Annotated in this window: 30 protein-coding genes; 10 read left to right on the top strand and 20 right to left on the bottom strand. The window is 73.2% G+C overall.

Annotated elements, in window-relative coordinates:
* Positions 1-278, top strand: a 278-nt coding sequence (locus VK640_05100) for a helix-turn-helix transcriptional regulator (protein HTE72563.1), incomplete at its 5' end; no start/stop codon positions are given.
* Between the two features lie 48 nt (positions 279-326).
* Here VK640_05100 and VK640_05095 read toward each other — a convergent pair.
* Positions 327-1,337, bottom strand: a complete 1,011-nt coding sequence (locus tag VK640_05095; GenBank protein ID HTE72562.1) for a DUF4037 domain-containing protein — start codon at positions 1,335-1,337, stop codon at positions 327-329.
* Between the two features lie 122 nt (positions 1,338-1,459).
* On the opposite strand from VK640_05095, the gene VK640_05090 reads away from it, so the two are divergent.
* The 4 genes from VK640_05090 (at position 1,460) to VK640_05075 (ending at position 3,102) form a co-directional block, all read left to right on the top strand.
* Entirely contained in the window at positions 1,460-1,699 is a 240-nt protein-coding gene (locus VK640_05090) for a hypothetical protein (GenBank protein ID HTE72561.1), read from the top strand.
* Positions 1,700-1,754: 55 nt separating this feature from the next.
* Entirely contained in the window at positions 1,755-2,282 is a 528-nt protein-coding gene (locus tag VK640_05085; GenBank protein ID HTE72560.1) for a hypothetical protein, read from the top strand.
* A 418-nt stretch (positions 2,283-2,700) separates the two neighbouring features.
* On the top strand, positions 2,701-2,823 hold the full coding sequence (locus tag VK640_05080) for a hypothetical protein (GenBank protein HTE72559.1): 123 nt from the start codon (positions 2,701-2,703) through the stop codon (positions 2,821-2,823).
* A gap of 69 nt (positions 2,824-2,892) precedes the next feature.
* The gene (locus VK640_05075) at positions 2,893-3,102 is read left to right on the top strand and encodes a trypsin-like serine protease (GenBank protein HTE72558.1); all 210 of its coding nucleotides are present in this window, start codon (positions 2,893-2,895) and stop codon (positions 3,100-3,102) included.
* Between the two features lie 103 nt (positions 3,103-3,205).
* On the opposite strand, the gene VK640_05070 is transcribed toward VK640_05075, so the two are convergent.
* From VK640_05070 to rny, 6 genes are all read right to left on the bottom strand, one after another.
* Positions 3,206-4,465 carry a vanadium-dependent haloperoxidase gene (locus VK640_05070; GenBank protein HTE72557.1) on the bottom strand — a complete coding sequence of 420 codons (1,260 nt, stop codon included), beginning with the start codon at positions 4,463-4,465 and terminating at the stop codon, positions 3,206-3,208.
* A gap of 196 nt (positions 4,466-4,661) precedes the next feature.
* The gene (locus VK640_05065) at positions 4,662-4,934 is read right to left on the bottom strand and encodes a hypothetical protein (protein HTE72556.1); all 273 of its coding nucleotides are present in this window, start codon (positions 4,932-4,934) and stop codon (positions 4,662-4,664) included.
* 66 nt (positions 4,935-5,000) lie between these two features.
* Positions 5,001-7,739, bottom strand: coding sequence for a tetratricopeptide repeat protein (locus tag VK640_05060; protein ID HTE72555.1), 2,739 nt, complete (start codon positions 7,737-7,739; stop codon positions 5,001-5,003).
* A gap of 41 nt (positions 7,740-7,780) precedes the next feature.
* Positions 7,781-9,295, bottom strand: coding sequence for a tRNA (N6-isopentenyl adenosine(37)-C2)-methylthiotransferase MiaB (gene miaB / locus VK640_05055; protein ID HTE72554.1), 1,515 nt, complete (start codon positions 9,293-9,295; stop codon positions 7,781-7,783).
* A gap of 19 nt (positions 9,296-9,314) precedes the next feature.
* Positions 9,315-9,860: a type II toxin-antitoxin system PemK/MazF family toxin gene (locus tag VK640_05050; GenBank protein HTE72553.1), complete on the bottom strand. Its 546-nt coding sequence runs from the start codon at positions 9,858-9,860 to the stop codon at positions 9,315-9,317.
* A gap of 20 nt (positions 9,861-9,880) precedes the next feature.
* Positions 9,881-11,311, bottom strand: a complete 1,431-nt coding sequence (gene rny / locus VK640_05045; protein ID HTE72552.1) for a ribonuclease Y — start codon at positions 11,309-11,311, stop codon at positions 9,881-9,883.
* 343 nt (positions 11,312-11,654) lie between these two features.
* Here rny and VK640_05040 point away from each other — a divergent pair, with 343 nt between their 5' ends.
* Both VK640_05040 and VK640_05035 read left to right on the top strand, forming a co-directional pair.
* Positions 11,655-12,044 carry an MmcQ/YjbR family DNA-binding protein gene (locus tag VK640_05040; GenBank protein ID HTE72551.1) on the top strand — a complete coding sequence of 130 codons (390 nt, stop codon included), beginning with the start codon at positions 11,655-11,657 and terminating at the stop codon, positions 12,042-12,044.
* Positions 12,045-12,051: 7 nt separating this feature from the next.
* Entirely contained in the window at positions 12,052-12,537 is a 486-nt protein-coding gene (locus VK640_05035; protein HTE72550.1) for a DUF3291 domain-containing protein, read from the top strand.
* Here the strand turns inward: VK640_05035 and VK640_05030 are convergent.
* The 4 genes from VK640_05030 to VK640_05015 form a co-directional block, all read right to left on the bottom strand.
* The gene (locus VK640_05030) at positions 12,534-13,160 is read right to left on the bottom strand and encodes a regulatory protein RecX (protein HTE72549.1); all 627 of its coding nucleotides are present in this window, start codon (positions 13,158-13,160) and stop codon (positions 12,534-12,536) included. The two genes, VK640_05035 and VK640_05030, sit on opposite strands and share 4 nt — an antisense overlap.
* The gene (gene recA, locus VK640_05025) at positions 13,157-15,331 is read right to left on the bottom strand and encodes an intein-containing recombinase RecA (protein ID HTE72548.1); all 2,175 of its coding nucleotides are present in this window, start codon (positions 15,329-15,331) and stop codon (positions 13,157-13,159) included. Before recA ends, VK640_05030 begins: the two co-directional genes overlap by 4 nt.
* A 157-nt stretch (positions 15,332-15,488) precedes the next feature.
* The gene (locus tag VK640_05020) at positions 15,489-16,730 is read right to left on the bottom strand and encodes an MFS transporter (GenBank protein HTE72547.1); all 1,242 of its coding nucleotides are present in this window, start codon (positions 16,728-16,730) and stop codon (positions 15,489-15,491) included.
* 62 nt (positions 16,731-16,792) lie between these two features.
* Positions 16,793-18,064 (bottom strand): DUF2252 domain-containing protein, encoded by a 1,272-nt coding sequence (locus tag VK640_05015; GenBank protein HTE72546.1) that lies wholly within the window; start codon positions 18,062-18,064, stop codon positions 16,793-16,795.
* A 184-nt stretch (positions 18,065-18,248) separates the two neighbouring features.
* Here VK640_05015 and VK640_05010 point away from each other — a divergent pair, with 184 nt between their 5' ends.
* Positions 18,249-19,205 carry an SGNH/GDSL hydrolase family protein gene (locus VK640_05010; protein HTE72545.1) on the top strand — a complete coding sequence of 319 codons (957 nt, stop codon included), beginning with the start codon at positions 18,249-18,251 and terminating at the stop codon, positions 19,203-19,205.
* A gap of 15 nt (positions 19,206-19,220) precedes the next feature.
* On the opposite strand, the gene VK640_05005 is transcribed toward VK640_05010, so the two are convergent.
* From VK640_05005 to VK640_04965, 9 genes are all read right to left on the bottom strand, one after another.
* Entirely contained in the window at positions 19,221-19,598 is a 378-nt protein-coding gene (locus VK640_05005) for a nuclear transport factor 2 family protein (GenBank protein HTE72544.1), read from the bottom strand.
* 96 nt (positions 19,599-19,694) lie between these two features.
* Entirely contained in the window at positions 19,695-20,240 is a 546-nt protein-coding gene (locus VK640_05000) for a dihydrofolate reductase family protein (protein HTE72543.1), read from the bottom strand.
* Between the two features lie 106 nt (positions 20,241-20,346).
* Positions 20,347-20,538 carry a DUF3046 domain-containing protein gene (locus VK640_04995; protein ID HTE72542.1) on the bottom strand — a complete coding sequence of 64 codons (192 nt, stop codon included), beginning with the start codon at positions 20,536-20,538 and terminating at the stop codon, positions 20,347-20,349.
* Positions 20,539-20,572: 34 nt separating this feature from the next.
* Positions 20,573-21,352 carry an ABC-2 family transporter protein gene (locus VK640_04990; GenBank protein HTE72541.1) on the bottom strand — a complete coding sequence of 260 codons (780 nt, stop codon included), beginning with the start codon at positions 21,350-21,352 and terminating at the stop codon, positions 20,573-20,575.
* Positions 21,349-22,137 carry an ABC-2 family transporter protein gene (locus VK640_04985; protein ID HTE72540.1) on the bottom strand — a complete coding sequence of 263 codons (789 nt, stop codon included), beginning with the start codon at positions 22,135-22,137 and terminating at the stop codon, positions 21,349-21,351. Before VK640_04985 ends, VK640_04990 begins: the two co-directional genes overlap by 4 nt.
* Complete coding sequence (locus VK640_04980; GenBank protein ID HTE72539.1) at positions 22,134-23,102, bottom strand: ATP-binding cassette domain-containing protein; 969 nt, start codon at positions 23,100-23,102, stop codon at positions 22,134-22,136. The genes VK640_04985 and VK640_04980 overlap by 4 nt, the downstream gene beginning before the upstream one ends.
* Before the next feature lie 64 nt (positions 23,103-23,166).
* Positions 23,167-23,988 carry an ABC transporter permease gene (locus VK640_04975; GenBank protein ID HTE72538.1) on the bottom strand — a complete coding sequence of 274 codons (822 nt, stop codon included), beginning with the start codon at positions 23,986-23,988 and terminating at the stop codon, positions 23,167-23,169.
* Complete coding sequence (locus tag VK640_04970) at positions 23,985-24,818, bottom strand: ABC transporter permease (GenBank protein ID HTE72537.1); 834 nt, start codon at positions 24,816-24,818, stop codon at positions 23,985-23,987. Before VK640_04970 ends, VK640_04975 begins: the two co-directional genes overlap by 4 nt.
* A complete protein-coding gene (locus VK640_04965) occupies positions 24,815-25,801 on the bottom strand; it encodes an ABC transporter ATP-binding protein (GenBank protein ID HTE72536.1) in 987 nt (328 codons plus the stop codon). Before VK640_04965 ends, VK640_04970 begins: the two co-directional genes overlap by 4 nt.
* 81 nt (positions 25,802-25,882) lie before the next feature.
* Here VK640_04965 and VK640_04960 point away from each other — a divergent pair, with 81 nt between their 5' ends.
* Both VK640_04960 and VK640_04955 read left to right on the top strand, forming a co-directional pair.
* A complete protein-coding gene (locus VK640_04960; GenBank protein HTE72535.1) occupies positions 25,883-26,053 on the top strand; it encodes a fibronectin type III-like domain-contianing protein in 171 nt (56 codons plus the stop codon).
* A 105-nt stretch (positions 26,054-26,158) separates the two neighbouring features.
* On the top strand, positions 26,159-26,552 hold a 394-nt coding region (locus VK640_04955; protein ID HTE72534.1), incomplete at its 3' end, for a DEAD/DEAH box helicase.

Here is a 26,552-nt window from a genome sequence, read left to right as displayed (position 1 = left end):
TCTCCGTATTCGAGGCCAACCCTGCACCGGTCTGGGCCGAGCGCGCACGGGACGAGCTGCGCCGGGTCGGCCTGCGACCCTCCGCACCGGACGGCCTCACGTCCACGGAGGCGCGGGTGGCCGCACTGGCTGCCGCCGGCCGCACCAACCGCGAGATCGCCGCCGAGGTCTTCGCGAGCCCCAAGACGGTCGAGGCGGTGCTGAGCCGCGTGTACCGCAAGCTGGGCGTGCGCTCCCGGGTCGAGCTCGTCACAGCCCTGCCCCCACCACCGCCCTGACCCTGCGGGGGTCCGGCCTCTGCGGACCGGAGCCCCTCCCGATCACCGTCAGTCGAAGAGCGGGCGCAGCAGGCTGCGGCGCCGGACGTCCCAGAGCTGTTCCCGCGCCCGGTCCGGGCCGCCCACCGGCCACCGCTCGGCGATCCCCCGTACCTCCGGGTCCTCGATGGCCTCGGCGAGCACACCGGGGAAGTCGCCCCAGAGCACGGCGAACGGGCGGTCCCACATCCGCTCCTCATGAACGGGCACCGGGTCGGTGATCCCGCTCGCGTTGTGCAGGGCCGCCACCGCCGCATAGGCGTCGTTCAGCGCCTGCTCGCGCTCCTGCCAGCTCGGTGCTCGCAGGGCCCGCCAGAGGATGGGAGACAGCTCGGCACCGCAGTCCAGGCTCGCGAAAGCGGTCCCGAACCACTTGCTGTACGGCGCGTACCGCCGCTCGAGGAGGAAGCACAGCCGCATCAGGTCGTGGACGAGGCGGGACCCGATGAGGGCCGACCCGAGCTCGTCCCCCGAGTAGCCCGCCCGGCCCACCACATTGGCCTCCGGGTGGACCCGCCACCAGGCCGCCACCATCAGGTAGAGCCAGACGTCGCGGGGGTAGTAGGCAAAGCGCCGACGGACGGCCTGCAGCCCGACCTCGTCGTGGAAGACCGCTCCCGCGGTCATCATCAGCAGCGCCTGCTCCGAGAGGGTGAGCCAGTCGCGGGCGTCGAGCTCGCTGTCGACGTCGACGGCCAGCTGGTCCCTGAGGTACCCGCGCACGGTGTGCACCGAGTGGTGAGCCGGACGGTCCGGGAATCGGGCCGGCAGCTCCAACTGCAGCGTCTGGCGCAACGCATCGCCGTGGGCCTCGTCGTCGTCGTCGCGCAGGAAGAGCAGGACGCGCGGTCCCCAGTCGTGGTCCCGGGACATCTCATCGTCGTAGCCCAGCACCTCGGACCCGCGCCCCAGCAGGGCCGCGCTGTGCCGGAGCCCGGGGAACGCCGCGTCCAGCGCGGGTCGGACCTCGTCCTGGTAGTACCGGCGGCTGAGCTCTTGGCCGGAGACCGGAACTGGCACGAGCGACCCCCTCGGGACGTGGGTCCGGCGGCTGGCTGTGCCGTCCAGCCGCCGGGCAAGTCCATCACAGATCGAGGGTGTCCCCGGTTACCGCCGGGGCCGTCGCCGCGCAGGGTCGAGGCGTGCAGCTCCCCGACATCACCAGCGCACCGCTGTGGCTCTCCGAGCACTACTGGCCGGACCTGGTCGACGGTCTGGTCCTCGGTCAGGCGCAGCGCACCGCCATTGTCGCGGGGCCGGTCGGCTGGCTCGGCACGATCGTCGTCCCGGCACAGCGGACCGCGTTCGGGCTCTTCACCGGACCGTCGTCCCACGAGATCGAGCGGGCCCTGCTCGCCGCCGGCCCGGGCGCCGACCGGTGAGTGCGGCGCTGCACGTGACTGCGTGCCGCCACCAGCCCCTCAGGAGGGCCCTGCCATGAGCGCAACCCCCACCCGACGCCGGAGCCAGCTCGCCGTGGCGGTGGCCGGCACAGGTGCCCTCGTCGGCACCGCCCTCTTCACCAGCTCGCCGACGGCGGGCGCGACGACGTACTCGCAGAACCTCAAGGCGGTCCGCGTGGCGACCGCCCGCTTCCACTCCCCGGAGCAGGCGCTGCGCGCCGGCTACCTGGCGTCACCCGAGTGCGTCGCCTCCCCGCTGGGCGGGATGGGCTTCCACTACGAGAACCCGGCGCTGATGGCCGACCCGGCGGTGGACGTCGCCCGGCCCGAGATCCTGCTCTACGCGCCCGACCCCGACGGCGAGCTGGAGCTGGTGGCCGTCGAGTACTTCGGCGACGCCGGCGCGGGTGCGATGGCCCCGAGGCTCTACGGCCAGACCTTCGACGGCCCGATGGCCGGCCACCACCCCGGCATGGGCGTCCACTACGACCTGCACGTGTGGGTCTGGCAGGACAACCCGTCCGGGACCTTCGCCCAGTTCAACCCAGACGTCAGCTGCTGAGGAGGAACCATGCACCGCGCACTCCTCGCGACCGCCACGACGCTCGCCACGGCCGCCACCGCGCTCGTCACCACCGTGGGGCTCGCGGCCCCGGGCAACGCCATCATCGGCGGACGACCGGACACGACGCACGACAACGTGGGCGTCCTGCTGCCCGCGGCCGCCTCGCCGGTGGCCCGCTGGTGCGGCGTGACGCCGGTGTCCCCCACCGTCGTCGTCCTCGCCGGACACTGCGCCGCCCTCCGCCTGGCCAACCTCGGCGAGACCGAGGGCGACATCACCTTCGACCCGAGCTTCATCGATTCGCTCGGCGACCGGGACAGCGGGTGGGCCTACACCGGGCGGGTATCCGACGTACCACGGGACTCTCGCCGCGCACCCGCTCTACAACCCGCACCGCTCCGGCTACGACGTGGCGGTGATGGTGCTCGACGAGCCCATCGCCGGCGTCGACGTCGAGGCGCTGTCCGCCGGGGGCCTGCTCGACGACCTCAAGGCGACCGGGACGCTGCGGGACCAGCCGGTGACCGTCGTCAGATAGGGCACCACCGAACGACGGCCCGGCAACCTCTTCGTCGGGGGTGGCTACCGCCAGATCGCCGAGCAGACCGTGCAGTCACTGGGCGAAGCCGTCGTCCGGCATCAGAGCAGCGACGGCACGACGTGCGCCTACGACTCCGGGTCGCCACTGTTCGTCGAGGACCAGCTGGTGGGCGTCCTGAGCGCGGGCGACGCGGCCTGCTCGAGGCTGAGCATCTCCGCGCGGCTCGACGTGCCGGCCGTGCGGACCTGGCTGCTCGAGCAGGTCGCCGCCCGGTAGGGCCCGTCGCCCGCGATGCAGAGGCCGACGGTCGGCGCCAGGAGGGGACACCGACCGCCGGCCTGCTGCGGTCAGTGAGCTGTCGGGGCAGGGTGCGGCGCGCTCATCGCGCGGTGCGCAGGAAGTAGCGCTTCCCGATGTCGCGGGCGATCTCGGGGAAGTGCTTGGCGGTCTCCTGCATCGTCGTCCGGTAGTGCAGCCCGCCCCAGACCCGGGCGTCCTCGACGTCGTCGACCAGGTCGTCGAGCCGGTCGTACGTGCGGCTCTTGCCGACGACCGTGCTGGTCACCGTGAGCTCGACGTGCTTGGTGCCGAAGTAGCGACGCAGGGACTCGGTCACAGCGGCGGTGATGCAGCCGTGGCCGGACGGGTACTCGGGGTGGTTGCCGGTCACCAGCGGCCGCCAGGTCGGGTCCGGGGACGTCGCGTCGTTGCCGTCGGTGCCGGCCCGCGCGATCGCGTGGTTGGGCCGCCAGAACATGTAGTGGTACTTGGCCTCCCAGCAGGCGACCATCGTGTCCGCCGCGGAGACGTGCACGTATGCCAGCAGCCGGGCGGACTCCACGATGTCCAGGCCCTGCGCCTCGACCAGGTCGCGGAGCGCGCGGCTGTACTGCATGAAGGTCTGGTCGGTGAAGAACCGGACGGTCTCGGTCTGCTCGGCGGTCCGGTCCGTGCTGTCGGCCCGGCCGAGTGCCAGCAGCTCCTGCACGTCGGTGGCGTACTGCTTGCCGGTCAGCTGGTACGGCGCGGCCGGCCGGTACGACGACTGGTCGTCATAGGTGAAGGGCCGGACCCCGGGGAGCTTGGTGTCGACCGGCGCGGTCGCCGCGATCGGCTCGAACACCCCCGGCCCCGGGGCGGTCTGGACGTAGGGGACGACGTCGTCGTAGTGGTCGCCGAGCCGCGCGGCGAGCATGCCGGCGGCCGCCGCCGCGCCGACAGCAGCGCCGGCCTGCTTGGCCGGGCCGGCCGGGATGGTGGCGAGGTAGGTGTCGAACGCCGTCTGCACGGCGCCCGCCTGCGCCGGGACGCGGGTGACCAGGACGTCGCGCGCGGCCTGGGCGACAGCAGCCTCCGCCGAGGCCCCCGGCGGCGCGGACACCGTCGTGACGAACGGTTCGAGCCCACCTTCGACAGCGGCGACGGCGTCGTACATGGCACCGTGGACCATGCCGCCGAGCACCGTGCTGCTGGCCGGCGGACGGCCGGCGGCGATGGCGCTCTCCGCGACGGCGCTCCAGTGCACGACGGCGTTGTCGGACGTGTCGGCGGCCGTCGCGACCGGCTGCCCGGCCGCCACGAGGGGGGCGATCGTCACGGTGGCGAGCAGCCCGACGGCGACCCTCAGGTGCGTCTTCATGTGTGGTCCTCTCCTGGTGGGGTGACCGCCTGGTGGCGGGGCAGCAGCTGCTGCGACGGGTTGGACGCCGACCGTTGAGTCGCCCACGGGGGGCGGATGGTTGTCCTCCCCGGGGACGCTGGTATCGACGACGTGGCACGCGATCCGTTGACCGCGCCGGCCGAGCGGGTCCGATCGACCGCGCCGGCCGGGACGTTCACGGGCCTCCGGCTCCGGAGGTGACCGCCTCGACGACGCGCACCGGATCTAGACCGGCGGCCCGCGCGGCGCGCTCGGCGTCGAGGAGAGTCGGCGCCTCGAGGACGAAGTAGCAGGTCTCGTCACCCGGCACGTTGATCGAGCATGCGAAGCGCACCGGGGTGCCGGACTCCGTCAGCTCACCTGCCGACGCGTCGACGCGCTGCTCGCGGGCGGCGCGCTCGTCGGCACGGGTCCGCGAGAGGTAAGTCTCGACCAGGTAGCTCGGCACCCGATCGACGCTAGGTCGGCGGTGCGGACCCGGAAACGCGGAAACCCCCCAACCTTGCTCGGCGGGTCAGGACAGGGCGCGGGCCAGCTCGGTGCGGGACCGGACGCCGAGCTTGGCGTAGATGTGGGTGAGGTGCTTCTCGACGGTGCTCTCCCCCAGGAAGAGCGTGCTGGCGACCTCGCGGTTGGTCCGTCCCTCGGCGACCAGCGCTGCGACCCGTTGCTCGGCGGGGGTCAGGCCCTCGACCCGGGTCCGGCCGCCCACGCTGCCGACCTCGGAGCGCACCCGGTCCACCCACCAGGCGGCACCGATGGCGGCGAACTGGGCGGCAGCCGCCTCGAGCGCCTCGCGGGCGGCCCGCTTCTGCTTGAGCCGCCGGCTGGCCTGGCCGAGGGACAGCAGGGCCCGTCCCCGCTCGTAGGGGTCGAGCAGCGGCCGGTGCAGGTCCACGGCGGCCGCGAACGTCGCTGCCGCCGACTCCAGGTCGCCGGCCGCCGCGGCCAGCATCCCGCGGCAGCGCAGGACCTGCGCCGGCGCCAGCCGGTGGCCCAGCCGCTGCACCTGCAGGTCCCAGTCGTCCACCACGACCGACGCCTCGTCCGGTCGGCCGGCCTCGAGCAGCGCCTCGACGTACTCGTCGACCCAGAACGCCATCGCCCGGGAGAAGCCGGCGCTGCGCTGCCCTTCCTCGACCGTCTCGAAGCGCGCCAGCGCCTCACCGGTCCTGCCCTCCCGCCGGTCGAGCGTCGCGAGCACCGCGAGCAGCGAGCGGTCGGTCGAGCGACCGCCGGGCGGCCCCTCCCCGGCGACGACCGGCGCCACGAGCTCACGGACCAGGTCGTGCTCGCCCTGGGCGAGCGCCACCCTGGCGAGGGGGAACGCGACGACAGGGTCGTAGTCCGCGCCGGGCAGCCGGTACTGCGCCGACAGCTCCATCGAGCGCTGCGCGTGGCGCCGGGCCACGTCGTAGCGGCCGCTCCGCTCCTCGACGAGGGCGAGGTACCACAAGGCGTTGACCGTGACCGGCTCGTCGCGGTCCTCCGCCAGCCGGAGCAGCTCGGTGAGCACCTCCAGGGCCCGCTCGGTGCGCCCCGACCAGTAGAGGCAGTGCCCGACCGCCTGCGCGGCGAAGAGGACCGTGTCCTGCTCGTCCGACCGCCGGGCGAGAGCCAGCCCGCGCTCCGACAGGTCCAGGGCGACCGGGTCGCCGCCGTTGCACAGCAGGACCGCGAGCGTGCCTAGGGCTCGGGCCGTCAGGAGGTCGTCGGCGACCTCCTCGGCCAGCCGCAGCGCCTCCCGTGCGTGCGCCACCGCCACGTCGAGCGACTCGGTGATGCGGACGACGTAGGCCAGCTGCTCGTGCAGACGGCTCTGCCGGGCGGCGTCGCCCTCGGCCGCGACCAGCGCCGCACGACGGTGCTCCGCGGCGGTCTCGAGCGCACCGTTCTCGCCCTCGAGGTCGCCCAGCAGCGCGAGCACGTCGGCTCTCTGGCGGCCGGCCGGCTCGTCGGTGAGCAGTGCCCGCGCGAGGGCGAACCCGCGCTCGGACTCGCCGCTGGCCAGGTGGTCGCGGGCGGCCGCCCGGGCCCGCCGACCACGCTCCTCGCGCTGCTCCGCGGGGGTGGCCCGCATCGCCGCCTCACCGAGCTCGGCGGCCAGCGCGGTCGCCCCCCGGGCCCGCGCCGTGCGGACGGCACGGTCGAGCTCGTCGGCTGCGTCCGGGTCAGGGCCGTCGAGCGACGCGGCGACGTGCACCGCACGGGCCAGCGGCTCGTCGAGCACCTCGGCCGCCCGCCGGTGTGCCTCGGTGCGCTGCCCGGGCGAGGCCCGAGCGACTGTCTCCGAGGCCAGCAGCGGGTGCGCGAAGCGGACGATCCCCGCCCTGACCTCGACCACCTCCGCCTCGACCGCCGGCGCCAGCACGTCGGTCGGCACGCCCGCGGCCTCGAGCAGCTCGGTCGTGGGTGCGCCGACGACCGCGGCGACCAGCAGCCCGGCCCTGGTCGGCTCCGGCAGCGCCCGCAGCCGCGCGTCGACCAGCCGCTCGAGGCTCGGGGTGAGCGGGAGCGGGTCGAGCGGACCCCGCGCGGTCCCGTCCCCCAGCGCCCGGGCGAGCTCCAGGGCGTAGAGCGGGTTGCCGCCGGAGGCCTCGTGCAACCGCCGCAGCGTGGGCCGCGGGAACGTGCGCCCGAGGCTGTTGCGCAGCAGCCCGTGCACGGCGCCGACGCTCAGCGGCTCCACCCGCAGGACCTCCGTGCGGCCACCAGCCAGCGCCGCCTCGACGGCGGTCGGCGCACCGCGCCGGGTCAGCAGCAGGCGCACGGACGCGTCGTCCAGCCTCCGCAGCGCGAAGCCGACGGCGCCGCCCGACGTGCGGTCCAGCCACTGCACGTCGTCGATCGCGAGGACCAGTGTCGCCCCCTCGGCGAGCAGCCGGAGCGCCGACCGAACTGCGACGCCCAGCGCCCGCGGGTCGGGGACGTCGTTGTCCGGGTCGGCGAGGACGAGGGCCACCTCGAGCGCCCTCCGCTGTGGCGGGGTGAGCCTGGGCAGCACCTCGTCGGCGCAGGAGTCGAGCAGGTCGCCCAGCCCGGCCAGCGCCAGCTGCGCCTCAGCCTCCGCGGGCCGCGCCGACAGGACCCGATGCCCGTGTCGCTCGGCCGCGGCGATCCCGGCCTGCCACAGCGTGGACTTGCCGATGCCGGCGTCGCCCTCCAGGAGAAGCGCCGACCGGCCGTCTCCCTGGCGAGCCATCAGCTCGCGGACCGCGGCCAGCTCGGCGTCGCGCCCGACGATCTCGGTCATGGTGGCGCCGATCGTGCCACGCCGCACCGAGCCGGCGCGGGTCAGCCGCAGGCCCCGCCGGTCGCGGGCTCGAGGGTCGGCGCACCGACCGTCGGCATGCCCAGCAGCACGCCGGCCGGCGTCGACGCCGACTCGGTCCGGGCCGCCCACGCGTCGCCGGCGCGGGTCCGGCGCACGGCCGGCGCACCCGGTCGTACGTCGTCGAGCCGGCCGGCGTCGGCCAGCAGGTGGTGCGGAGCCGCATAGGTGACCCGGGCCGTGACCACGTCACCGGGTCGCGGCAGGGCGGCCGGGTCGGTGGCTGCGTCGAAGGCGACGTGGACGAGCCGGTTGTCCCGGGCCCGGCCGGAGAGCCGGTGGGTGGCGCCGTCCTTTCGGCCCTCGCCCTCGGCGACCAGCACCTGGAGGTCGCGGCCGACCTGGCGCTTGTTCTCCGCCCACGAGACGTCGTCCTGCAGCGCGACCAACCGCTCGTACCGCTCCTGCACGACCTCCTTCGGCACCTGGCCGTCGAGGTCGGCGGCCGGCGTGCCGGGTCGCTTGGAGTACTGGAAGGTGAAGGCGCTCGCGAAGCGTGCCTCGGCCACGACCTCCAGCGTCTGCTCGAAGTCGGCGTGGGTCTCGCCGGGGAAGCCCACGATCACGTCGGTGGTGATGGCGGCGTCGGGCATGGCCGCACGGACCCGGGCGATGATGCCGAGGTAGCGCTCCCGTCGGTAGGAACGGCGCATCGCCTTGAGCACCCGGTCGGAGCCCGACTGCAGCGGCATGTGCAGCGACGGCATCACGTTCGGCGTCTCGGCCATGGCGGCGATCACGTCGTCGGTGAAGTCCTTGGGGTGCGGGGAGGTGAAACGCACCCGCTCGAGGCCGTCGATGCCGCCACAGGCGCGCAGCAGCTTGCCGAAGGCCAGCCGGTCGCCGAACTCGACGCCGTACGAGTTGACGTTCTGCCCCAGCAGAGTGACCTCGAGGACGCCCTCGGCGACGAGTGCCTCGACCTCGGCGAGCACCTCACCCGGCCGACGGTCCTTCTCGGTGCCGCGCAGCGAGGGGACGATGCAGAAGGTGCAGGTGTTGTTGCAGCCGACGCTGACCGACACCCAGGCCGCGTAGGGCGACTCGCGACGGGTCGGCAGCGTCGACGGGAAGACGTCGAGCGACTCCAGGATCTCCACCTGGGCCTCGTGGTTGTGCCGGGCGCGCTCGAGCAGCGCGGGGAGCGACCCGATGTTGTTCGTGCCGAAGACGACGTCGACCCACGGGGCCCGGCGGGTGATCTCGGCCCGGTCCTTCTGCGCGAGGCAGCCGCCGACCGCGATCTGCATGCCCGGCCGGACCTTCTTGACCGGAGCGAGGTGCCCGAGGTTGCCGTAGAGGCGGTTGTCGGCGTTCTCGCGCACCGCGCAGGTGTTGAAGACGACGACGTCGGCACCCCCCTCGGCACCCTCGTGCCGCGCGTAGCCCGCGTCCTCCAGCAGCCCCGCCAGCCGCTCGGAGTCGTGGACGTTCATCTGGCACCCGTAGGTGCGCACCTCGTAGGTCCGTGCACTCATGACCGGTCCAGGGTACGGCTCAGGACCAGCCGTGGTCGGCGCGCAGGGCGCCCGCGACCCGGTCGAACCGGGCCCGGTCGAGCACCGCGCCCTCCCGCCGGATGCCGTCGGACGGCAGCTCGAGGACCCGGTCCAGCCGGACCCAGCTCCGCCGGCCCTCGCCGTCCCACGCCCCGCTGCCCAGGGGCAGCCAGCCCGGCTCCCCGTCGTGGTGCTCCTGGCTGGACAGCATCAGCCCGAGCACCGTCCCGGCCCCGCCGCCGGCTGCGGCGGCGCCCCGCCCGACGACCAGCACCGGCCGGTCCTTGCCCTGGGACGGGTCGTCCTCGTAGGCGACCCAGCCCCAGACCACCTCACCCGGGTCGGCGCCGCCGTCCAGGTCCGGGGTGTACTCCAGCACCCGCCGTGCGCCGGCCACCGGCGGGCCGGGTCGCGGCACCCCCGGCCCCGGTCGCGGCACGACCGGCCCGGCACCGCGTCGGGCGCTTGCCGGCCGGGTGCCGCGCGACGTACGACGGAGCGGTTCGAGGAGCGACTCGAGGATCGAGCCGAGGCGACGAGGCACCTCGCGACGGTAGCCCAGCCTCAGCGCGCCACCTCCGTCGCGCGCGACTCGCGCACGACGGTCACCCGGATCTGGCCGGGATAGGTCAGCTCGGTCTCGACCTGCTTGGCGATCTCCCGGGCCAGCACCTGGGCCTGGATGTCGTCGACCACGTCGGGCAGCACCATCACCCGCACGTCGCGGCCGGCCTGCATCGCGAAGACCCGGTCGACGCCGACGTGACCGCCGGCGATCTCCTCGAGCCGGTGCAGCCGGGTGACGTAGGACTCGAGCGACTCGCGGCGCGCGCCGGGCCGCCCGCCGCTGATCGCGTCGGCGGCCTGGGTGAGCACGGCCTCCAGGGTGCGCGGCTCGACCTCCCCGTGGTGCGCCTCGATGGCGTGCACGACGTCGGGGTGCTCGCCGCAGCGGCGGGCCACTCCGGCGCCGACCATGGCGTGCGAGCCCTCCACCTCGTGGGTCAGGGCCTTGCCCACGTCGTGCAGCAGGCCGCATCGGAGCGTCAGGGCCGGGTCGAGGCCGAGCTCGCCGGCCATCAGGCCCGCCAGGTGAGCGGTCTCGACGAGGTGGCGCAGCACGTTCTGGCCGTATGACGTCCGGAACCGCAGCCGGCCCAGCAGCATGACGAGCTCGGGGTGCAGGTCGGTCACCCCGACCTCGACGAGGGCATCCTCGGCCGCGCGCTGGCAGTGGGCGTCGACCTCGACCCGGGCCTTGTCGACCGCGTCCTCGATGCGCTGCGGGTGGATCCGGCCGTCGAGGACCAGCGCCTCGAGGGCCAGCCGGGCGACCTCGCGGCGCACCGGGTCGAAGCAGGACAGCAGCACCGCCTCGGGGGTGTCGTCGATCACCAGGTTGACGCCGGTCACCTGCTCGAAGGCCCTGATGTTGCGGCCCTCTCGGCCGATGATGCGGCCCTTCATGTCGTCGCCCGGGAGGTGCAGGACCGACACGACGGACTCGGTGGTGGCCTCGGTCGCCAGCCGCTGCACCGCGCCGACGACGATCTCGCGGGCCCGGGCGTCAGCGTCCCGGCGGGCGGCCTGCTCGATGTCGCGGGCGAGCAGCGCTGCGTCCCGGCCGGCCTGGGACTCGGCGGTGGTCAGCACCTCTGCGCGGGCCTCACGAACGGTCAGACCGGCCGCGTGCTCCACGTGCCGCAGCCGCTCGGCCTCGACCTCGGCACGCGCGACCACCAGCGCCGCCTGCTCCTCGGCCAGCCTTGCCTCGCGGCGGGCCATCGACTCGCCGCGCTCGTCGAGGTGGCGGAACTGCTCGTCCAGCCGCTCGGCCCGCTCGTCGACGCGGTGCTCGCGCACCTCGACGTCGTGGCGCTGGACGTCGGTGCCGCGCCGCCGGCGGCGCAGACCGAGCAGCAGCGTCGCGAGCACCACGAGACCGACCAGCTCGACGGCGGCGACGACCAGCAGGGCGAGTGCTCCGGCGTCCATCGCTGCGCCCTCCTCCGCCGGCTAGGACGGCGAAGGTGGCCGCGGCCCGGGCACGACCCGCCAGCCGGGACGAGCGGGCCGCCGCCGGCCGCCGGTGTGGGCAGAGGGGGAGAACGGCCCGGCGTCGCGCGCCAGGTGCGGATGGTGCGGATGGTGCCGGTCGGTCAGGCGTCGTTGTCGGTCGTCGGTCTGTCGAGTCAGGAGCGGTCGGCCGCCCGGTGTCCCGGCGCCGGCCCCTCAGTCCGGAGGCTAGAACCGGGTCAACGGACGGTCAAGGACGATCTTGCCCCGGGATGAGGCGAGGCGCGGCGGGCTGAGGCGTCGCTGCGGGTACGGTCGGTCGGTGGCCACGCTGGACGACGTCGCGACCATGGCGCTCGAGCTGCCCGAGACGACCGAGGGCGAGCGGCACGGGACCCGGACCTGGGCGGTCCGCGGCATGGTGTTCGCCTGGGAGCGCCCCTTCAGCAAGGCCGACCTCCGCCGTTTCGGCGAGGAGGCTCCCCCGGCCGGCCCGATCCTCGCCGTGAAGGTCGAGGACCTCGGCGAGAAGGAGGCGCTGCTCGCCGCAAGGCCCCGGGCGCTGTTCACGATCCCGCACTTCGACGGGTACGCCGCGGTGCTCGTCCGGCTCCGCTCCGTGTCCGCGAGGGCACTGCGGGAGACGGTCCTCGACGGGTGGCTGGCGTGCGCGCCGGCCGAGCTGGCTCGGACCTACGTCCGCCAGGACTGACCGGCCGATGGCACAGCTCGCCCAGGTCAACGTCTCGTTGCAGCGGGCGCCGATGCGGCACCGCACCATGGCCGGCTTCGTCGCGGCGTTCGACCCGGTCGCCCGGCATGCGGCGGAGAGCCCCGGCTTCGTCTGGCACCACCGGTCTGACACCGGCCACACGGTGCTCGACGAGGAGCGCCGGCCGCAGGTGGTCAACCTGACCGTGTGGCGCGACTACCCGAGCCTGCACGACTTCGTCTACCGCAGCGACCACGGCCGGCTGCTGCTGCGGCGCTCCGAGTGGTTCCTCCCCACCCCGCAGCCCTCGACCGCCCTCTGGTGGGTGCCGGACGGCGAGCGCCCGACCGTCGAGCAGGCGCTGGCCCGGCTCCGGCACCTGCGCGAGCAGGGCCCGACACCGCAGGCGTTCTCGCTGCGCCGGCGGTTCACCCCCGATGGCCGGCCGGAGCGCAGCGCCTCCCGGCCTGGCGCCGCTGCGAACGAGCGCTAGAGCCCGTCCGGGGCCACGAAGCCGTCGTCGGACGCGTCCGGCTCGGCAGCCGGCGCGTCGCGGTCGCCAGCCTCGGCCGTCAGCGCCTCGCGCACCACGCGCATGGCCAGCCCGGAGCCGTAGCCCTTGCGGGCGAGCAGGCCGGCCAGCCGGCGGACCCGGGTCTCGTAGGGCAGCCCTCGCGTCGACGGCAGCCGCCTGGCCACCAGCGACTCGGCGGTGGCGACCTCGTCGTCGAGCGTGATGGCGGCGAGGGCGGCCGCCGACTCCTCGTCACCCACGCCCTTGCGGCGCAGCTCCTGCTGCAGGGCACGCCGGGCCAGCCCCCGGCTGTCCCGACGGGTGCGGACCAGCAGCTGGGCGTAGGCCTGGTCGTCGACCAGCCCGACCTCGCTGAACCGGTCGAGCACCCGGGTGGCCACCGCGTCGGGCACGTCGCGGGCCGCGAGGTCGGCCGCGAGCTCGGCCCGGCTGCGCGGCGCCGCGGTCAGCCGGCGCAGGACGATGCCCTTGGCGACCGACTCGGGGTCGGCCTCCGGCGTCTCGTCGGCCGCGGTCCCGGGGGTGGGCTGGTCGGGACCGGCCCACCGCCGGGGTCGCTGCCGGGCTCGGTGCCCGGTCACACGTCCGAGGGGTTGACCGCGGGCGGCGGGACGACGTCGATCGGGCTGTCGTCGAGCGGCTGGTCGACGCGGGCGCCGATGCCCAGCTTCTCCTTGATCCGCTTCTCCAGCTCGTCGGCCAGGTCCGGGTTGTCGCGCAGGAACGACCGCGCGTTCTCCTTGCCCTGCCCGAGCTGGTCGCCGTCGTAGGTGTACCAGGCGCCGGACTTCTTGACGAAGTTCTGCTCCACGCCGACGTCGATCAGGCCGCCCTCGCGGCTGATGCCGGTGCCGAACATCAGGTCCATCTCGGCCTGCCGGAACGGCGGGGACACCTTGTTCTTGACCACCTTGACGCGCACCCGGTTGCCGACCGGGTCGGTGCCGTCCTTGAGCGTCTCGATGCGCCGCACGTCCAGCCGCACCGACGCGTAGAACTTCAGCGCCCGGCCGCCGGAGGTGGTCTCCGGAGAGTTGTGCACCATGACACCGTCGACGAAGTAGTTGTGCGTGCCCTCGACCTCGATGTCGAACCGGTGCATAGAGCGCGTCCGGGGCTTGACGTGGATGTCCAGGACCCGTGCCGGCACCGGGCGGAGCTCGGGCTCGACGAGCTCGGGCTCGACGGCGAACTGCCCGCGGAACCTCGGCAGGAGCTTGTAGGCCATGGACGGGTGAACGTAGGGAGCGATGAGCTCCTGCAGCTTGGCCGTCGCCTCGGTCGTGAAGCGGAGCACCGCCTGCTTCCGAGCACCGCGCAGGGTGACCACGCAGTCCAGACCGTAGGTGTCGGTGAGGTAGCTGACGAGCCGCTCCCGCGACCCCTCGCTCATCGCCTCCACGCAGATCTCAGCCCGGCCCGAGCCGCCTTCGGTGCGCTGCTGCAGACCCTGGGAGCGCAGGGTGAAACCGGCGTCGTCCATGTACCAGACCGCCAGCGCCAACGGTGTCAGCGCCTTGAGGTAGTCCCAGGTGAGGTGCTTCTTGCCGCCACCCAGGTAGACGACCTGCTGCAGCTCACCCAGCTCGGGCAGCGGGGTGAAGTCGGCGAACGCCGAGCCTCGGGCGTCAGTGCGCCGCGAGCACTCGATGTTGCCGAGCAGGGACACCTTCCAGTCCAGGTAGTCGGCCTGAGCGGCACCGTGACCCATCCGGAACCGCACGCCGTGGCGGCCCCGGCGGTTGGGCGAGAGGTTGGCGTCACCCATGAGCCCGCCCAGCACGACCTGCCACTGCTGGGTGCTGAGCCGGACCTGCTCGGCCTGAACGACGCGGTCACCCGGGAGCAGCTCGCCTGCCTCGCGCCAACCGCCCGGCGTCTGGATCAGGTGGTTGGCCGTCGCGGCGAACTGGGCCCGCCCGTTGCCGCCCGAGCGCTCCACCGTGAACTGGAGGAACTCGTCGGTCGGCCCGTTGTCGAACCAGTTGGTGACCTTGCGTGGCACGATGCGACCGGCCTCGCTGTCGTACGACAGGACCTCGACCGGCAGCTTCTGGTTGACGATCTTGCCGATCTTCTCCTGTGTCCCGTCGGCCAGGGTCACCCGAGTGTTGTAGGAGAAGCAGCCGAACATCACGCCGATCTTCTCGCGGAGCTGGTTGATGAAGACCGCGGAGGTCTTGGACGAGTTGAGGGCACCGGTGAGCTTGCGCAGCGCCTGGCTCATCAGCCGGGCTTGCAGGCCGACGTGGCTGTCGCCCATCTCGCCCTCGATCTCGGCACGCGGCACGAGCGCGGCCACCGAGTCGATGACGATGATGTCCAGCGCGCCGGAGCGGATGAGCATGTCGGCGATCTCGAGGGCCTGCTCGCCGGTGTCCGGCTGGGACACCAGCAGGGCGTCGGTGTCGACGCCGAGCTTCTTGGCGTACTCGGGGTCGAGGGCGTGCTCGGCGTCGATGAACGCCGCGATGCCGCCGGCCCGCTGCGCGTTGGCGATCGCGTGCAGCGCCACGGTGGTCTTGCCGCTCGACTCCGGTCCGTATATCTCCACCACGCGGCCGCGTGGCAGGCCGCCGATGCCGAGCGCGATGTCGAGGGCGATCGACCCGGTGGGGATGACCTCGATGGGCGCCCGGACGTCGTCGCCCAGCCGCATCACCGATCCCTTGCCGAACTGCCGGTCGATCTGGGCCAGCGCCGTGTCGAGCGCCTTGTCGCGGTCTGAGGAGGGGGCTGATGAGGGAGCCATGGCTGCCATCCCGGTCGATGAGGGGCGGGTCGTCTTCTTCGTCGTCACGTCTCGAAACCTAGGGCCGGCCCCGGACACAACCTGCTCGGCCGGCCGGGTCTGTGGATGTCTGTCGTGGTCTGCGTCGGCTGTGGACACTACCCGAACACGTGTTCGATCAGGTGCCGACACGCCGGGCACGCACGGCCGGGTGGCCGAGGACCGCGAGCACCAGCATCGGCAGCGCCAGCGCCCCCGCCAGCGCGTTGAGGGTGCCGTAGCCGGCCAGCCCCACGACGAGGCCGGCGAGCGCTCCCCCCACCGCACCGCAGGCCCCCATGACGAAGTCCGCCGCGCCCTGCACCGCGGCCCGGGAGTCCACCGAGACGGACTCCGACAGCAGCGTCGAGCCGGCGACCAGCGCGCACGACCAGCCCAGCCCGAGCAGCACCAGCCCCACGCCGAGCACCGCGTCCGAGGTCGCCGTCCCGGAGACCAGGACCGCGGCGAACAGCACCACGTTGCCGATGGCGAGCACCGCTGCCCGGCCGACCCGGTCGCTGAGCAGGCCGACGACCGGCGAGAGGGCGTACATCCCGGCGACGTGCAGGCTGATGACGAGGCCGACCACCTCCAGCCCGGCACCCTCGTGCCGCATGTGCACGGGGGTCATCACCATCACCGACACCATGACCGTGTGCGCGACCGCGATCGCCGTGACGGCGAGCGCGGCCGGCGGTGACGCGCGTACGGCCGACAGCGACTCGGCCAGCGAGCCGTGGGCCGGCCGCTCGGTGCGGCCGGTGAGCCGCCGGGCGGTCAGCAGCGGGTCGGGCCGCAGCGCCACGACGAGCACGACGGCCGCCAGGCCGAAGGCGGCCACCGAGAAGAGCAGCGGACCGGCCAGCGCGGGCATCGACAGCGCCTCGGCGAGCGACCCGCCGGGTCCGACCAGGTTGGGGCCCAGGACGACGCCGACGGTCGTCGCCCACACGACGGTGGCCAGGGCGCGGGCCCGGTGCCGGTCGTCAGCCAGGTCCGCCGCGGCGTACCGCGACTGCAGGTTCGTCGCCGTGCCGCAGCCGAGCAGCAGTGCCCCGGCCATCACGAGGGGGAACGAGTCCCAGCCGGCGCCCCCGACCATCAGCACCGCACCCAGCAGCGCGGCGAGGTAGCCGCCGACGAGGCCCGGCCGTCGCCCGTGCGCCGCCATCACCCGGGCCATGGGCAACGCCGCCACGGCACCGCCCAGGACCGACGCGGTCTGCGACAGCCCGGACAGCGACGTCGACCCGGACACGTCCTCGGCGATCAGACCGCCGACCGCGATCGCGCTGCCCACCCCGACCCCGCCGAGCACCTGCGACGCCGAGAGAACCCGGACCGTGCGCCGCTGCACCGCCGTCGGGTCGAGCTCCACCCGAGGAGGCTACGGCTCGCCGCCCACGGCGGGTGCGAGTCGTGCGAGGACGCGGGCGCTGCTCAGGAAGTCGTCGCGGTGACCCCCGGGATCTGGTCGGAGCGGAAGGCCGCCACGAACAGGTGGTGGTCGGCGCGAGCCCGCTCGGCGTAGGTGTGCGCGAACTCCACGAGGTCCTGGACGAAGTCGTCCACGTCGGACACCGCCTCGGCGACGACGTCCTCGGTCTGGAAGTCCACCAGTGGGGTGTCTCCGGAGTCCTTGTCGCTGACGCAGTGCACCTTCGCGGTGGCCCGGCCGAGCTGCTCGACCACCGGCACCAGCTGCCCGGGCTCGGAGAGCTCCGACCAGTCCAGGTCGGCGTCGTACGGCGAGATCTCGGCCACCACGTAGCCGGTGCCGCCCATCTCGGTCCACCCGAGCCACGGGTCGGCGTGCGCCTGCAGCGCCGACTGCGAGACCGCGGTGCGGTGACCGTGGTGCTTGAAGAACTCCCCTGCCTGCTGGTCGTCCACGACGCGGCTCGGAGCTGCGACGTTGCCCTGCTTCATCGACAGCACGATGTCGTTCTCCAGCGCCTGGGTGTGCCCCTCGACGAGGATGTTGTAGGCCGGCAGGCCTGCACTGCCGATCCCGAAGCCGGACGTCGCGACGACGTCCTTGAGGGCGTAGCTGATGCTGCCCAGCCGCTTCGACTCAGGGATCGTCCTCAGGTAGGACTCGTACGCGTTCTCGACCCGGCGCCGCTCGCGCCGGCCGAGCTCGCGGGTCCTTGGCCCGTGCCGGAACCGTCGCTGGTAGTCGTCCACGACGGTCAGCCGGTCGAGCAGGTCGACCCGGGTGGACAGCTGGGCCTGCAGCAGCGCGGTGCGCACCGCGTCGCTGGCGGTGTCGAGCCGCAGCGCCCACTCGTGGTCCCGGTCGCTCTCGACGAAGACGTGCACCTGGTCGACGTACGACCGCAGGTACCGCTCGCAGAGGTCGTCGATGACCGTGTCGGGCAGGGCCTTCTGCCAGCACATCAGGGCGAGGCTGGCGACGAAGCGGCGCAGGTCCCAGGTGAACGGCCCGAGGTAAGCCTCGTCGAAGTCGTTGACGTCGAAGACCAGCGCCCCCTTGCCGTCCATGTACGTCCCGAAGTTCTCGGCATGGAGGTCCCCCTGGATCCAGACCCGGCCGGCCTTGCCCTGCGTCCAGGGGTCCTGGTGGCCGCCCTGCTCGGCCATCGCTGCCATGTCGGCGTAGAAGACGCAGGCGCTGCCGCGGTAGAACGCCCAAGGGTCGGCGGCCATCTTGCGGAACTTCGCCCGGAACGCGTCGGCGTCGGCCTCCATCAGGTCGGCGAACGCCTCGACCAGCGTGTCGACGATCAGCTGCCGGCGGTCGTCGTCGTCCGATCGGGTGCGCTTCGGGCCGCTACGGGTCGTGGTGGGCACCTGCCACCCTTGCCCGGCGGCGCGGACCCGCACACAACTGTGACCCCGCACCGACCGCAGTTCGGCTATCAAGGAGTGACCGGTGCCCGGACCGGTCGGGCGGGAGGAGGACCGGATGGGGGCATGCCGCCGGCTGGCCGCCGTGCTGCTGTGCTCGCTGTGCTCGCTGGGCGCGCTGGCCGGCTGCGGCGGCGGCGCGGAGCCGGACGCCCGCGAAGCCTCCGGCGGCGGCACCACGTCCGCCGCCTCGGCCGGACCGACGGAGCGGGTCACCCCGAGGGCGACCGCAGCGCTGGACTCGATCGCCGTGATGGGTCACTCCGGCGCCACCGGCACCCTGACCGACCCGGACGACGTCACGCGCGACGCCACCGAGAACTCCTGGGCGACCGGTGACAACCCGCGCGTCCGCAGCATCTACCTCCGCCTCGCCGGGACGCACCCCGCGATGGTGGGGCACAACTACAACGTCGCGGTCAACGGCTCCACCGTCGGCGACCTCCGGGCCCAGCTGCAGCGGCTCCTCGAGGTGGCCGACCCGCTGCCCGACATCGTCATCGTGCAGACGATCGACAACGACATCCGCTGCGACGGGACGGACGCCGACAACGTCGCACCCCTCGGGGTCGAGCTCGGCCGCATGCTCGATCTGGTGCGGGAGAAGGTCCCTGGCGTCTCCCTCTTCCTGGTCAGCCAATGGGCGAGCGTGCAGACCTACGCCACCTGGGCGGCCAGCCAGCCGGCCGTGGTCGTCGAGAACTCGGGCACCGGACCGTGCGACTTCTTCACCCCCGACGGAGACCTCCGCCCGGCCGGCGTCCGGTCGCTGCAGGGCATCGTCGACGGCTACTGGGGTGCCGTCGAGAAGGTGTGCGCGGCTCTGCCGAAGTGCTGGACCGACGAGGCGGCGCTGCAGGGGATGAGCATCACGACCGAGGACCTGGCGCGGGACTTCAACCACCTGTCCGTCGCGGGGCACGCCAGGATGGCGAGCATCGCCTGGCAGGCCTTCCCGGCCGAGATCAAGGAGCGCGACTGACCGGCCCCGACCGGGCTAGGCGAAGAACGCCACGATCCGCTCGGTATCGTCCGAGAAGGCCCAGCGCGCGGTGATCCTGCCGTCCTTCATGTGGTAGATCTCGGCCGTCCGGTATCGGAGGGTCGCGTCGCCACGCCGCGCGGTGACGTCGAGGAGCTGGACGGCGTGCTCGTCGTTCGCGACGACGTCATGGGTCTCCGCCTCGACCTGGAAGTCGCCCACCGACTCCGCGTAGCGCTGGGCCAGCGCCTGCTTGCCCCGGGTCGGCTCGGCGCGCCCGATCTCGTGCCACTCGACGTCGTCGGCGAGGACGCTCATCGCGGCCTCCATGTCACCGGACTTCGTCCGGTCGGCCAGCTCGCGCAGGACCCTCGCGTTCGGGTGCTCGTCCATGGTCGCCTCTCGTGCTCGCCGCTTGCCGGGACGTCTCCGACTGTTGCAGGAGCGGCCGGGGTGCGCCAGACCGGGCGAAGACCCGAGTGCGCGGCGTCACTCTTCGTGGAGCACCCGGTAGTCGGCGAGGATGGACCCGGACGAGGTGCTGGCCGCCCGGAGCAGCTGCAGCCTCTGCATCTCGTGCGGGTCGCTGAAGAGCCGGCGACCACGCCCGGCCAGGGCAGGGGCGATGACCAGCCGGAGCTCGTCCACGAGCCCGGCCCCGACCAGCGACCGCGTCAGCTCGATGCTCCCGTGGACGCCGATGTCACCCCCCCGCCGGGCCTTCAGGTCCCGCACGAAGTCAGGGACAGGGCCTTGGATCGCCGTAGCGCCGTCCCACTCGTCCGGCAGCGGCGTCGATGTCGCCACGTGCTTCGGCGTGCTGTTGATGAAGCCTGCGAAGGGCTCGATGTCCGACGTCGGCCAGAACGTCGCCCACTCGTCGTGCATGCGTCGCCCCAGCAGCACCGCGTCCTGGGTCTCGATGACGGCATTCAGGTGCTCCTGCATCTCGTCGTCGAACACGTCGACGAACTCCTCCGGCGCCTCGGCGACGCCGTCGGCGGACAGGAGCGTGTAGGCCACGAGCCTGCGCATGCGACTCCTTCAGGTGGGGCCCGCCGGGCGGCGGCCGCTCCGGGGTAGACGACCGGGAGCCTGCGGACTCATCGGTCGGCTCCTAGGGCCGGCGAGCAGTGCGCGGTCAGCGCTGCGCGGGCGGGACGTCCATGCCCTCGCAGACCGCCCGCCAGACCCGCAGGGCCGGCTCGCCGTCGGCCAGCGCCTGGGCGGCGGTCCGTCCGCCGAGCTCGGTGAAGACGTGCAGCTCGGCGAGGTACTCGGCGTGCGGGCCGAACTGCCCGCGCATCCGCTCCCAGAAGTCGGTCAGCCGCATGACCCCAGTATCCCGGACCTGCGGCCCCGCCCGCTCAGCCGCGGCCCCAGGCCGAGCCCGAGGAGTAGCGGCGCAGTCCGGCCGTGAAGGTGGCCCAACCCAGTCCCGCGAAGATCCCGGAGACCCCGAGGAGCATGGCGGCGTCGGCGACATCGAAGTCGTCGACCAGCTCCGCGGGCACTCCGCTGACGAAGGCAGCCGGGACCGCGGTGTAGAGCAGGACCTTCGTCGCCCCCGCAAAGACGTCGGCCGGGTAGGACGCCAGCAGCAGCACCGCGTTCAGCCCGAGGTCCGCGCCCTCCCCCCGGCCGGTGAAGAAGACCAGCGAACCGGTGAGCACCAGGAACCCGGTCAGCAGCACGGCGCTGGCGAGCGTGCCGGCCACGTATACCAGCGTGCGCTGCGGGGTCGGGTCGGCCGCCACCGCGAAGAGCACCAGGCCGAAGGCGACGTCGCCGAGGTTGACGGTGTCGAGCCGGCGGACCAGCAGGTTCGGCAGCGGCGCGACCGGCAGGGTCAGCACCTCGTCCAGCGAGCCGTCCGCCACCAGCGTCGGGATCCGGCGGCTGTTCGAGAAGAGGCCGAGGACGAGGCCCGCCGACGTGGACAGCACCGCGAGCAGCAGGAGCACCCGGCCGACGTCCCACCCGCGCACGGACGCTACCTCCTGGAAGAAGATCACCCAGAACGCCACCCAGGCGAGGTCGTTGGCGATCATCGCGCCGATCTGCGTCCAGAAGGCGGACCGGCGGGCCGCCGCGTCGGCGAAGGCGCCGCGCAGCACGGCTCGCGTCGCGGGGGCGGCGCGGCTCATCCGCCCACCACCTGCAGCCGGCGCTGCCCGGCCGAGAAGACGGCGCCGGCGCCGGCCGCGAGGACCACCAGCCAGCCGGCCTGGACGAGCAGCAGCCAAGGCTCCACGTGACCGGACGCGAGCCGGGCGGGTGCGTAGGCCATCGTCATGAACGGCAGCGCCATGGCCACGTCGCGCAGGACGCCGGGCAGCACCTCGAGCGGCAGCAGCATGCCGCCGAGGATGAACACCAGTTTCTGGTAGAGGAACCACATCGCCCTGGTGTCCCGCAGCCAGAACGCGGCACCGGCAAGGGCGTGCTGCAGGCACAGGTTCGCGGCCACCGCGAGGACGAGCGCGGGCAGCGCGAGGGCAGTGGCGGCCGTGCTCGGTGGCGGTCCGGCCACGATCCAGGCGAACGTCGCGCCCGGGAGCAGGAGGATCCCCAGACGGGCCGAGCAACGCCCCACCTCGGCCGCCAGTCGCACCGCGACCACCGGCAGCGGTCGCAGCATCTCCACCGCGACCGCCCCGGAGCCGATGTCGTCGCCGACCTCCTCGATCATCCGCACGTTGATGGCGCAGGTGGCGGCCTCGGCGGTGAAGACGTACCAGGTGAGAGCGACGGCGCTGTAGCCCGCGACGTCGCCGTGCTCGCCCGCCGCCGCCCGCCAGAGCGCGGACAGGATGCCCGACACGAGCAGGTAGAAGAGCAGCGCCACGACGAGCCCGTCGCGCGAGGCGAGGACCCGGCGGCCCGACACGTCGGCAGGAACCGCGAGCCGGCGCAGCAGCGGCACGCTCACGGCCGCCGCTCCGCGTAGATCTCCGCGATGACCTGCTCGAGCGGCGGGTCGACCACGGAGATGTCGCTGACCGACCAGGTGTCGAGGACCCGGCCGAGCACCTCGCGTATCGAGGTGCGCGACGTGTCGACCGACAGCTGCGCGGAGGTCTGGTCGCTGGCGAGCACCGTGACGCCGTCGAGGTCGAGCGGCGCCCCGGCCCGCTCCAGGCCGACGTCGACCAGCTTGGTCGACAGCATCGTCCGGCGCATGGCCGGGACCGAGTCGTCGTAGATGAGCCGGCCGGCGCTGATGACGACGACCCGCTGCGCGACGTGCTCGATGTCCGCCACGTCGTGGGAGGTGAGGAAGACCGTCGTCCCCGACGCCTCGTTGAGGGTCACGAGCAGCTCCCGGAATCGCCGCTTCGCCAGCAGGTCGAGCCCGATGGTCGGCTCGTCGAGGAACAGGATCTCGGGGTCGTGCAGCAGACAGGCTGCCAGCTCGCAGCGCATCCGCTGGCCGAGGGACAGGTCGCGCACCGGCTGGTCGAAGAGGTCGCCGGCGTCGAGCAAGTCTCCGAGCTCGGCCACCCGGCGCAGCTCACGGTCCCGGTCCATGCCGTAGATCGCCCCCAGCATGCGCAGCGACTGGCGCGGGCTCAGCTCGAACCAGAGCTGTGACCGCTGGCCGAACAGCGTGCCGGTCCGGGCCGCCAGCGCCCGCCGCTGCTGCCAGGGCACCAGGCCGAGGACGCGGGCGGTGCCCGATGTCGGGTGCAGGATGCCGGTGAGGATCTTGATCGACGTCGACTTGCCCGCGCCGTTGGGACCGATGAACGCGAGGCGCTCCCCTCGCAGGACGGACATGGTCAGGTCGTGGACCGCGTCGACCGCACCGGCCGACGCCCCGGACCCGCCGAACCGCTTGGTGATCCCGGCCGCCTCGATGGCCGGGTCACCGTCGCTCGGCGCCGGCATCCTCATCGGGCGATCATCCTCCTGCCACCCACGCCGAGCCATCGGATTCGACCCCGACACGAGCGACCGGTCAGGTGAGGAGGAGCTTCTCCAGCCGGCGGCCGGTCACGACCATGCCGATGACGCCGAGCAGCGCCAGCACCAGCACGTGCCACAGCGAGTCGAGCCCGACCGTGCCGGTCGTGAGCTCCCGCAGCAGCTGCGCGGAGTGGTAGAGCGGTGACAGCCGCACAACCCACTGCAGCGACTCGGGGTAGACCGAGATCGGGTAGAAGGTGGCCGAGAAGAGGAACAGTGGCAGCTGGACCAGCGTGATGTAGCTGAAGTCCTGCCAGCTGCGCATGTACGTCGTGCAGGCGGTGCCCGCAGCGGCGAAGCAGAAGCCGGTGAGCACGACGGCCGGCAGGGCCAGCAGCGCCCACCACGACGTGATCAGCCCCATGAACAGCATGACGACGATGAACGCGGCGGAGTAGAGCGAGCCGCGGGCCAGCGCCCAGGTGATCTCGCCCACCGCCACGTCGACCGGGGTCACCGGCGTGGCGAGCACCGCGTCGTAGAGCTTGTTGTACTTCAGCTTGAAGAACAGGCCGAACGTCGCGTCGATGATCGCGCCGTTCATCGCGCTCGCCGCGAGCATCGCCGGCGCGACGAACGCCGTGTAGGTGACGACCTGGCCGCCGGGCAGCTCGACGTCGCCGACCAGCTGCGAGACGCCGACGCCGATGGAGAACAGGTAGAAGACCGGCTCGAGGAAGCCGGACACCAGCACCAGCCACTCGTTGCGGTAGACGCGCACGTTGCGCTCCACCAGGTAGCGGGCCCGGCCGGAGCCGACCAGCCGCCGGGTGACCAGCGGAGGGGTGACGCGGAAGGTGCCGGGCGCGGTCACGACACCAGCCGCCGGGTGAAGGTGCGCAGCGCCCACCAGAAGCCGACGGCGACCCAGAGGCACAGGTAGGCGACGTGGCCGACCGAGGGCAGCAGCTCGGGGGTGCCGAGGGCGAGGTCGCGGCACAGCTCGACGCCGTGCCAGAGCGGGGTGAGGACTGCGACCCACTCCAGCCAGTCGGGCAGCTGCGAGATCGGGAAGAAGGTGCCCGAGAAGAGGAACATCGGCATGACCAGGAACCGGAAGACCAGCGCGAAGCCGCTGTCGGTCTCGAGGGTCGCCGCGTAGCCGAACATGCCGGGCACCCAGGCGGCGCCGGTGAGCACCGCAGCCGGGATGCACAGCACGGCCCACGGCGAGTGCAGGGTGCCGAAGAGCGCCATGATGACGAGGAAGACCGCGGCCGAGATGCCGAGCCGCAGCGTCACCCAGATGACGTGGCCCGCCAGCACGTCGCGGACGCGCAGCGGGGCCGCGAGCTGCGCGTGGTACTGCTTCGCCCACTTGATGGCCCCGAGCACCGGGTAGCTCGACTCGAACGCCGCCTGCTGCATCACGCTGGCGGCCATCAGCCCCGGTGCGATGAAGTCGAGGTAGCTGACGCCGCCGAGGGTCTGGGCGCGGGCCCCCTCGTCGACGATGGAGCCGAGCCCGAGGCCCATCGCGGCCAGGAACCCCAGCGGCGTCAGCACCGTCGGCGCCCAGGTGCCCCGCCAGGTGCGGCGGTACTGGACCCGCCAGAAGTCGACGGAGCGGCCGACCAGCGCCGCGGCGGAGGGTGCGGGCGGAAGGCCTCCGGTCGTACGTCCCGAGGTGCTCAGCACGCTCACTCGACGAGGCTCCGTCCGGTGAGGCGCAGGAAGACGTCCTCCAGCGACGACCGGCGCACGAGCACCGACTGGGTGACGACGCCGCAGCCGTGCACCTCGGCCACGGTCGCGTCGCCGTCGTCGCTGTAGAGCAGGACCCGGTCCGGCAGCACCTCGACCCGGCTGACCAGCCGGTGCAGCGGCCGCTCGGTCTCGGCGACCAGTGCCTCGACCTTCTCGCCCGCCACCTCGGTCTCGCCCGCCGTGAAGCGCAGCTCGACGACCTCTCGGGTCGACCACTCCTTGATCAGGCCGGCCGGGGAGCCCTCCGCCGCGATGCGGCCGGAGTCCATGACGACCAGCCGGTCGCACAGCTGCTCGGCCTCGTCCATGTAGTGCGTTGTGAGGACCAGGGTCACCCCCTGCTGCTTGAGCCGGAAGAGCCGGTCCCAGACCACGTGGCGGGCCTGCGGGTCGAGCCCGGTGGTGGGCTCGTCGAGGAGCAGCAGGTCGGGGTCGTTGATCAGCGACCGGGCGATGGTGAGCCGGCGCTTCATGCCCCCGGAGAGCGGCTCGACCAGGCTGGCCCCCCGCTCGTCGAGCTGGACGAACTCGAGCAGCCGCCTGGCCCGCTCGCCCGCCTCCTGCCGGGACAGCCCGAAGTAGCGGCCGTAGACGACGAGGTTCTCGTAGACCGACAGCTCGAAGTCGAGGGTGTCCTCCTGCGGGACGACGCCGAGACGGGCCCGGATCCGGGTGCCGTCGACCGCCGGGTCGTGCCCCAGCACCCGCAGGGTGCCGTCGGTCACCGGCGAGACGCAGCCGATCATGCGCATCGTCGAGGACTTGCCGGCGCCGTTGGGCCCGAGGAACCCGAAGGCCTCACCGCGGGCCACGTCGACGTCGATGCCGTCGACGGCGGTGAAGGACCCGAAGCGCTTCACCAGGCCGCGGGCGTGAACGAGAGGCAGCTCGTCGGTCGTCTCGGTCGTCGTGTCCGGCACGGTGACCGACCCTAGGCCGGGCGTCGGACAGCGCGGAACCGACTTTCGGGGCGGGTAGGCACCCGACCTGCCCGGAACCGGGTGACGCTGGGCGCCGGCGAGTCGACGACCGTCACCTTCACGCTGGACAAGAGCGACTTCGGCTTCTACGACAACCGTGGGAAGTACGTCGTCGAGCCGGGCGCGATCGAGGTCCACTCGGGGAGCTCCTCCGAGCAGGTGAGCGCTGCGAAGACCCTCACGATCACCTGACCGGCGTCGACCGGCGGGCCTTCGGTGCACCTTCTGCTCCGAAGGCCCGCCGGCCCGTTGCTCACGGGTGGCCCCGGTGTCGGTGCCGTGGGTGAGGATGAGCCGGTGACCTCCCGGTTCTCGCCCGCGACGCAGGCCTGGTTCGACGCGTCGTTCAGCGCGCCGACGGCGGCCCAGACCGGTGCGTGGGACGCCATCGGCTCGGGGGCCAACGCGCTGGTGGTCGCCCCGACCGGCTCCGGCAAGACGCTGGCCGCCTTCCTGTGGTCGATCGACCGGCTGGCCAGCGAGCCGCCGCCGCTCGACCGGCAGCACCGCTGCCGGGTGCTCTACGTCTCGCCGATGAAGGCGCTGGCCATCGACGTCGAGCGCAACCTGCGCGCCCCGCTGACCGGCATCCGGCACGCCGCGACCCGGCTCGGGCTCCCGGAGCCGGAGCTCACGGTCGGCGTCCGGTCCGGCGACACCCCGGCCGACGAACGGCGCCGCTTCGGCCGCA

This window comes from Actinomycetes bacterium (genome assembly GCA_035489715.1).
Taxonomy (GTDB): Bacteria; Actinomycetota; Actinomycetes; order JACCUZ01; family JACCUZ01; genus DATHAP01.
The sequence above is the reverse complement of the archived record's forward strand: the minus strand, read 5'-3'. Positions and strand labels throughout refer to the sequence as shown.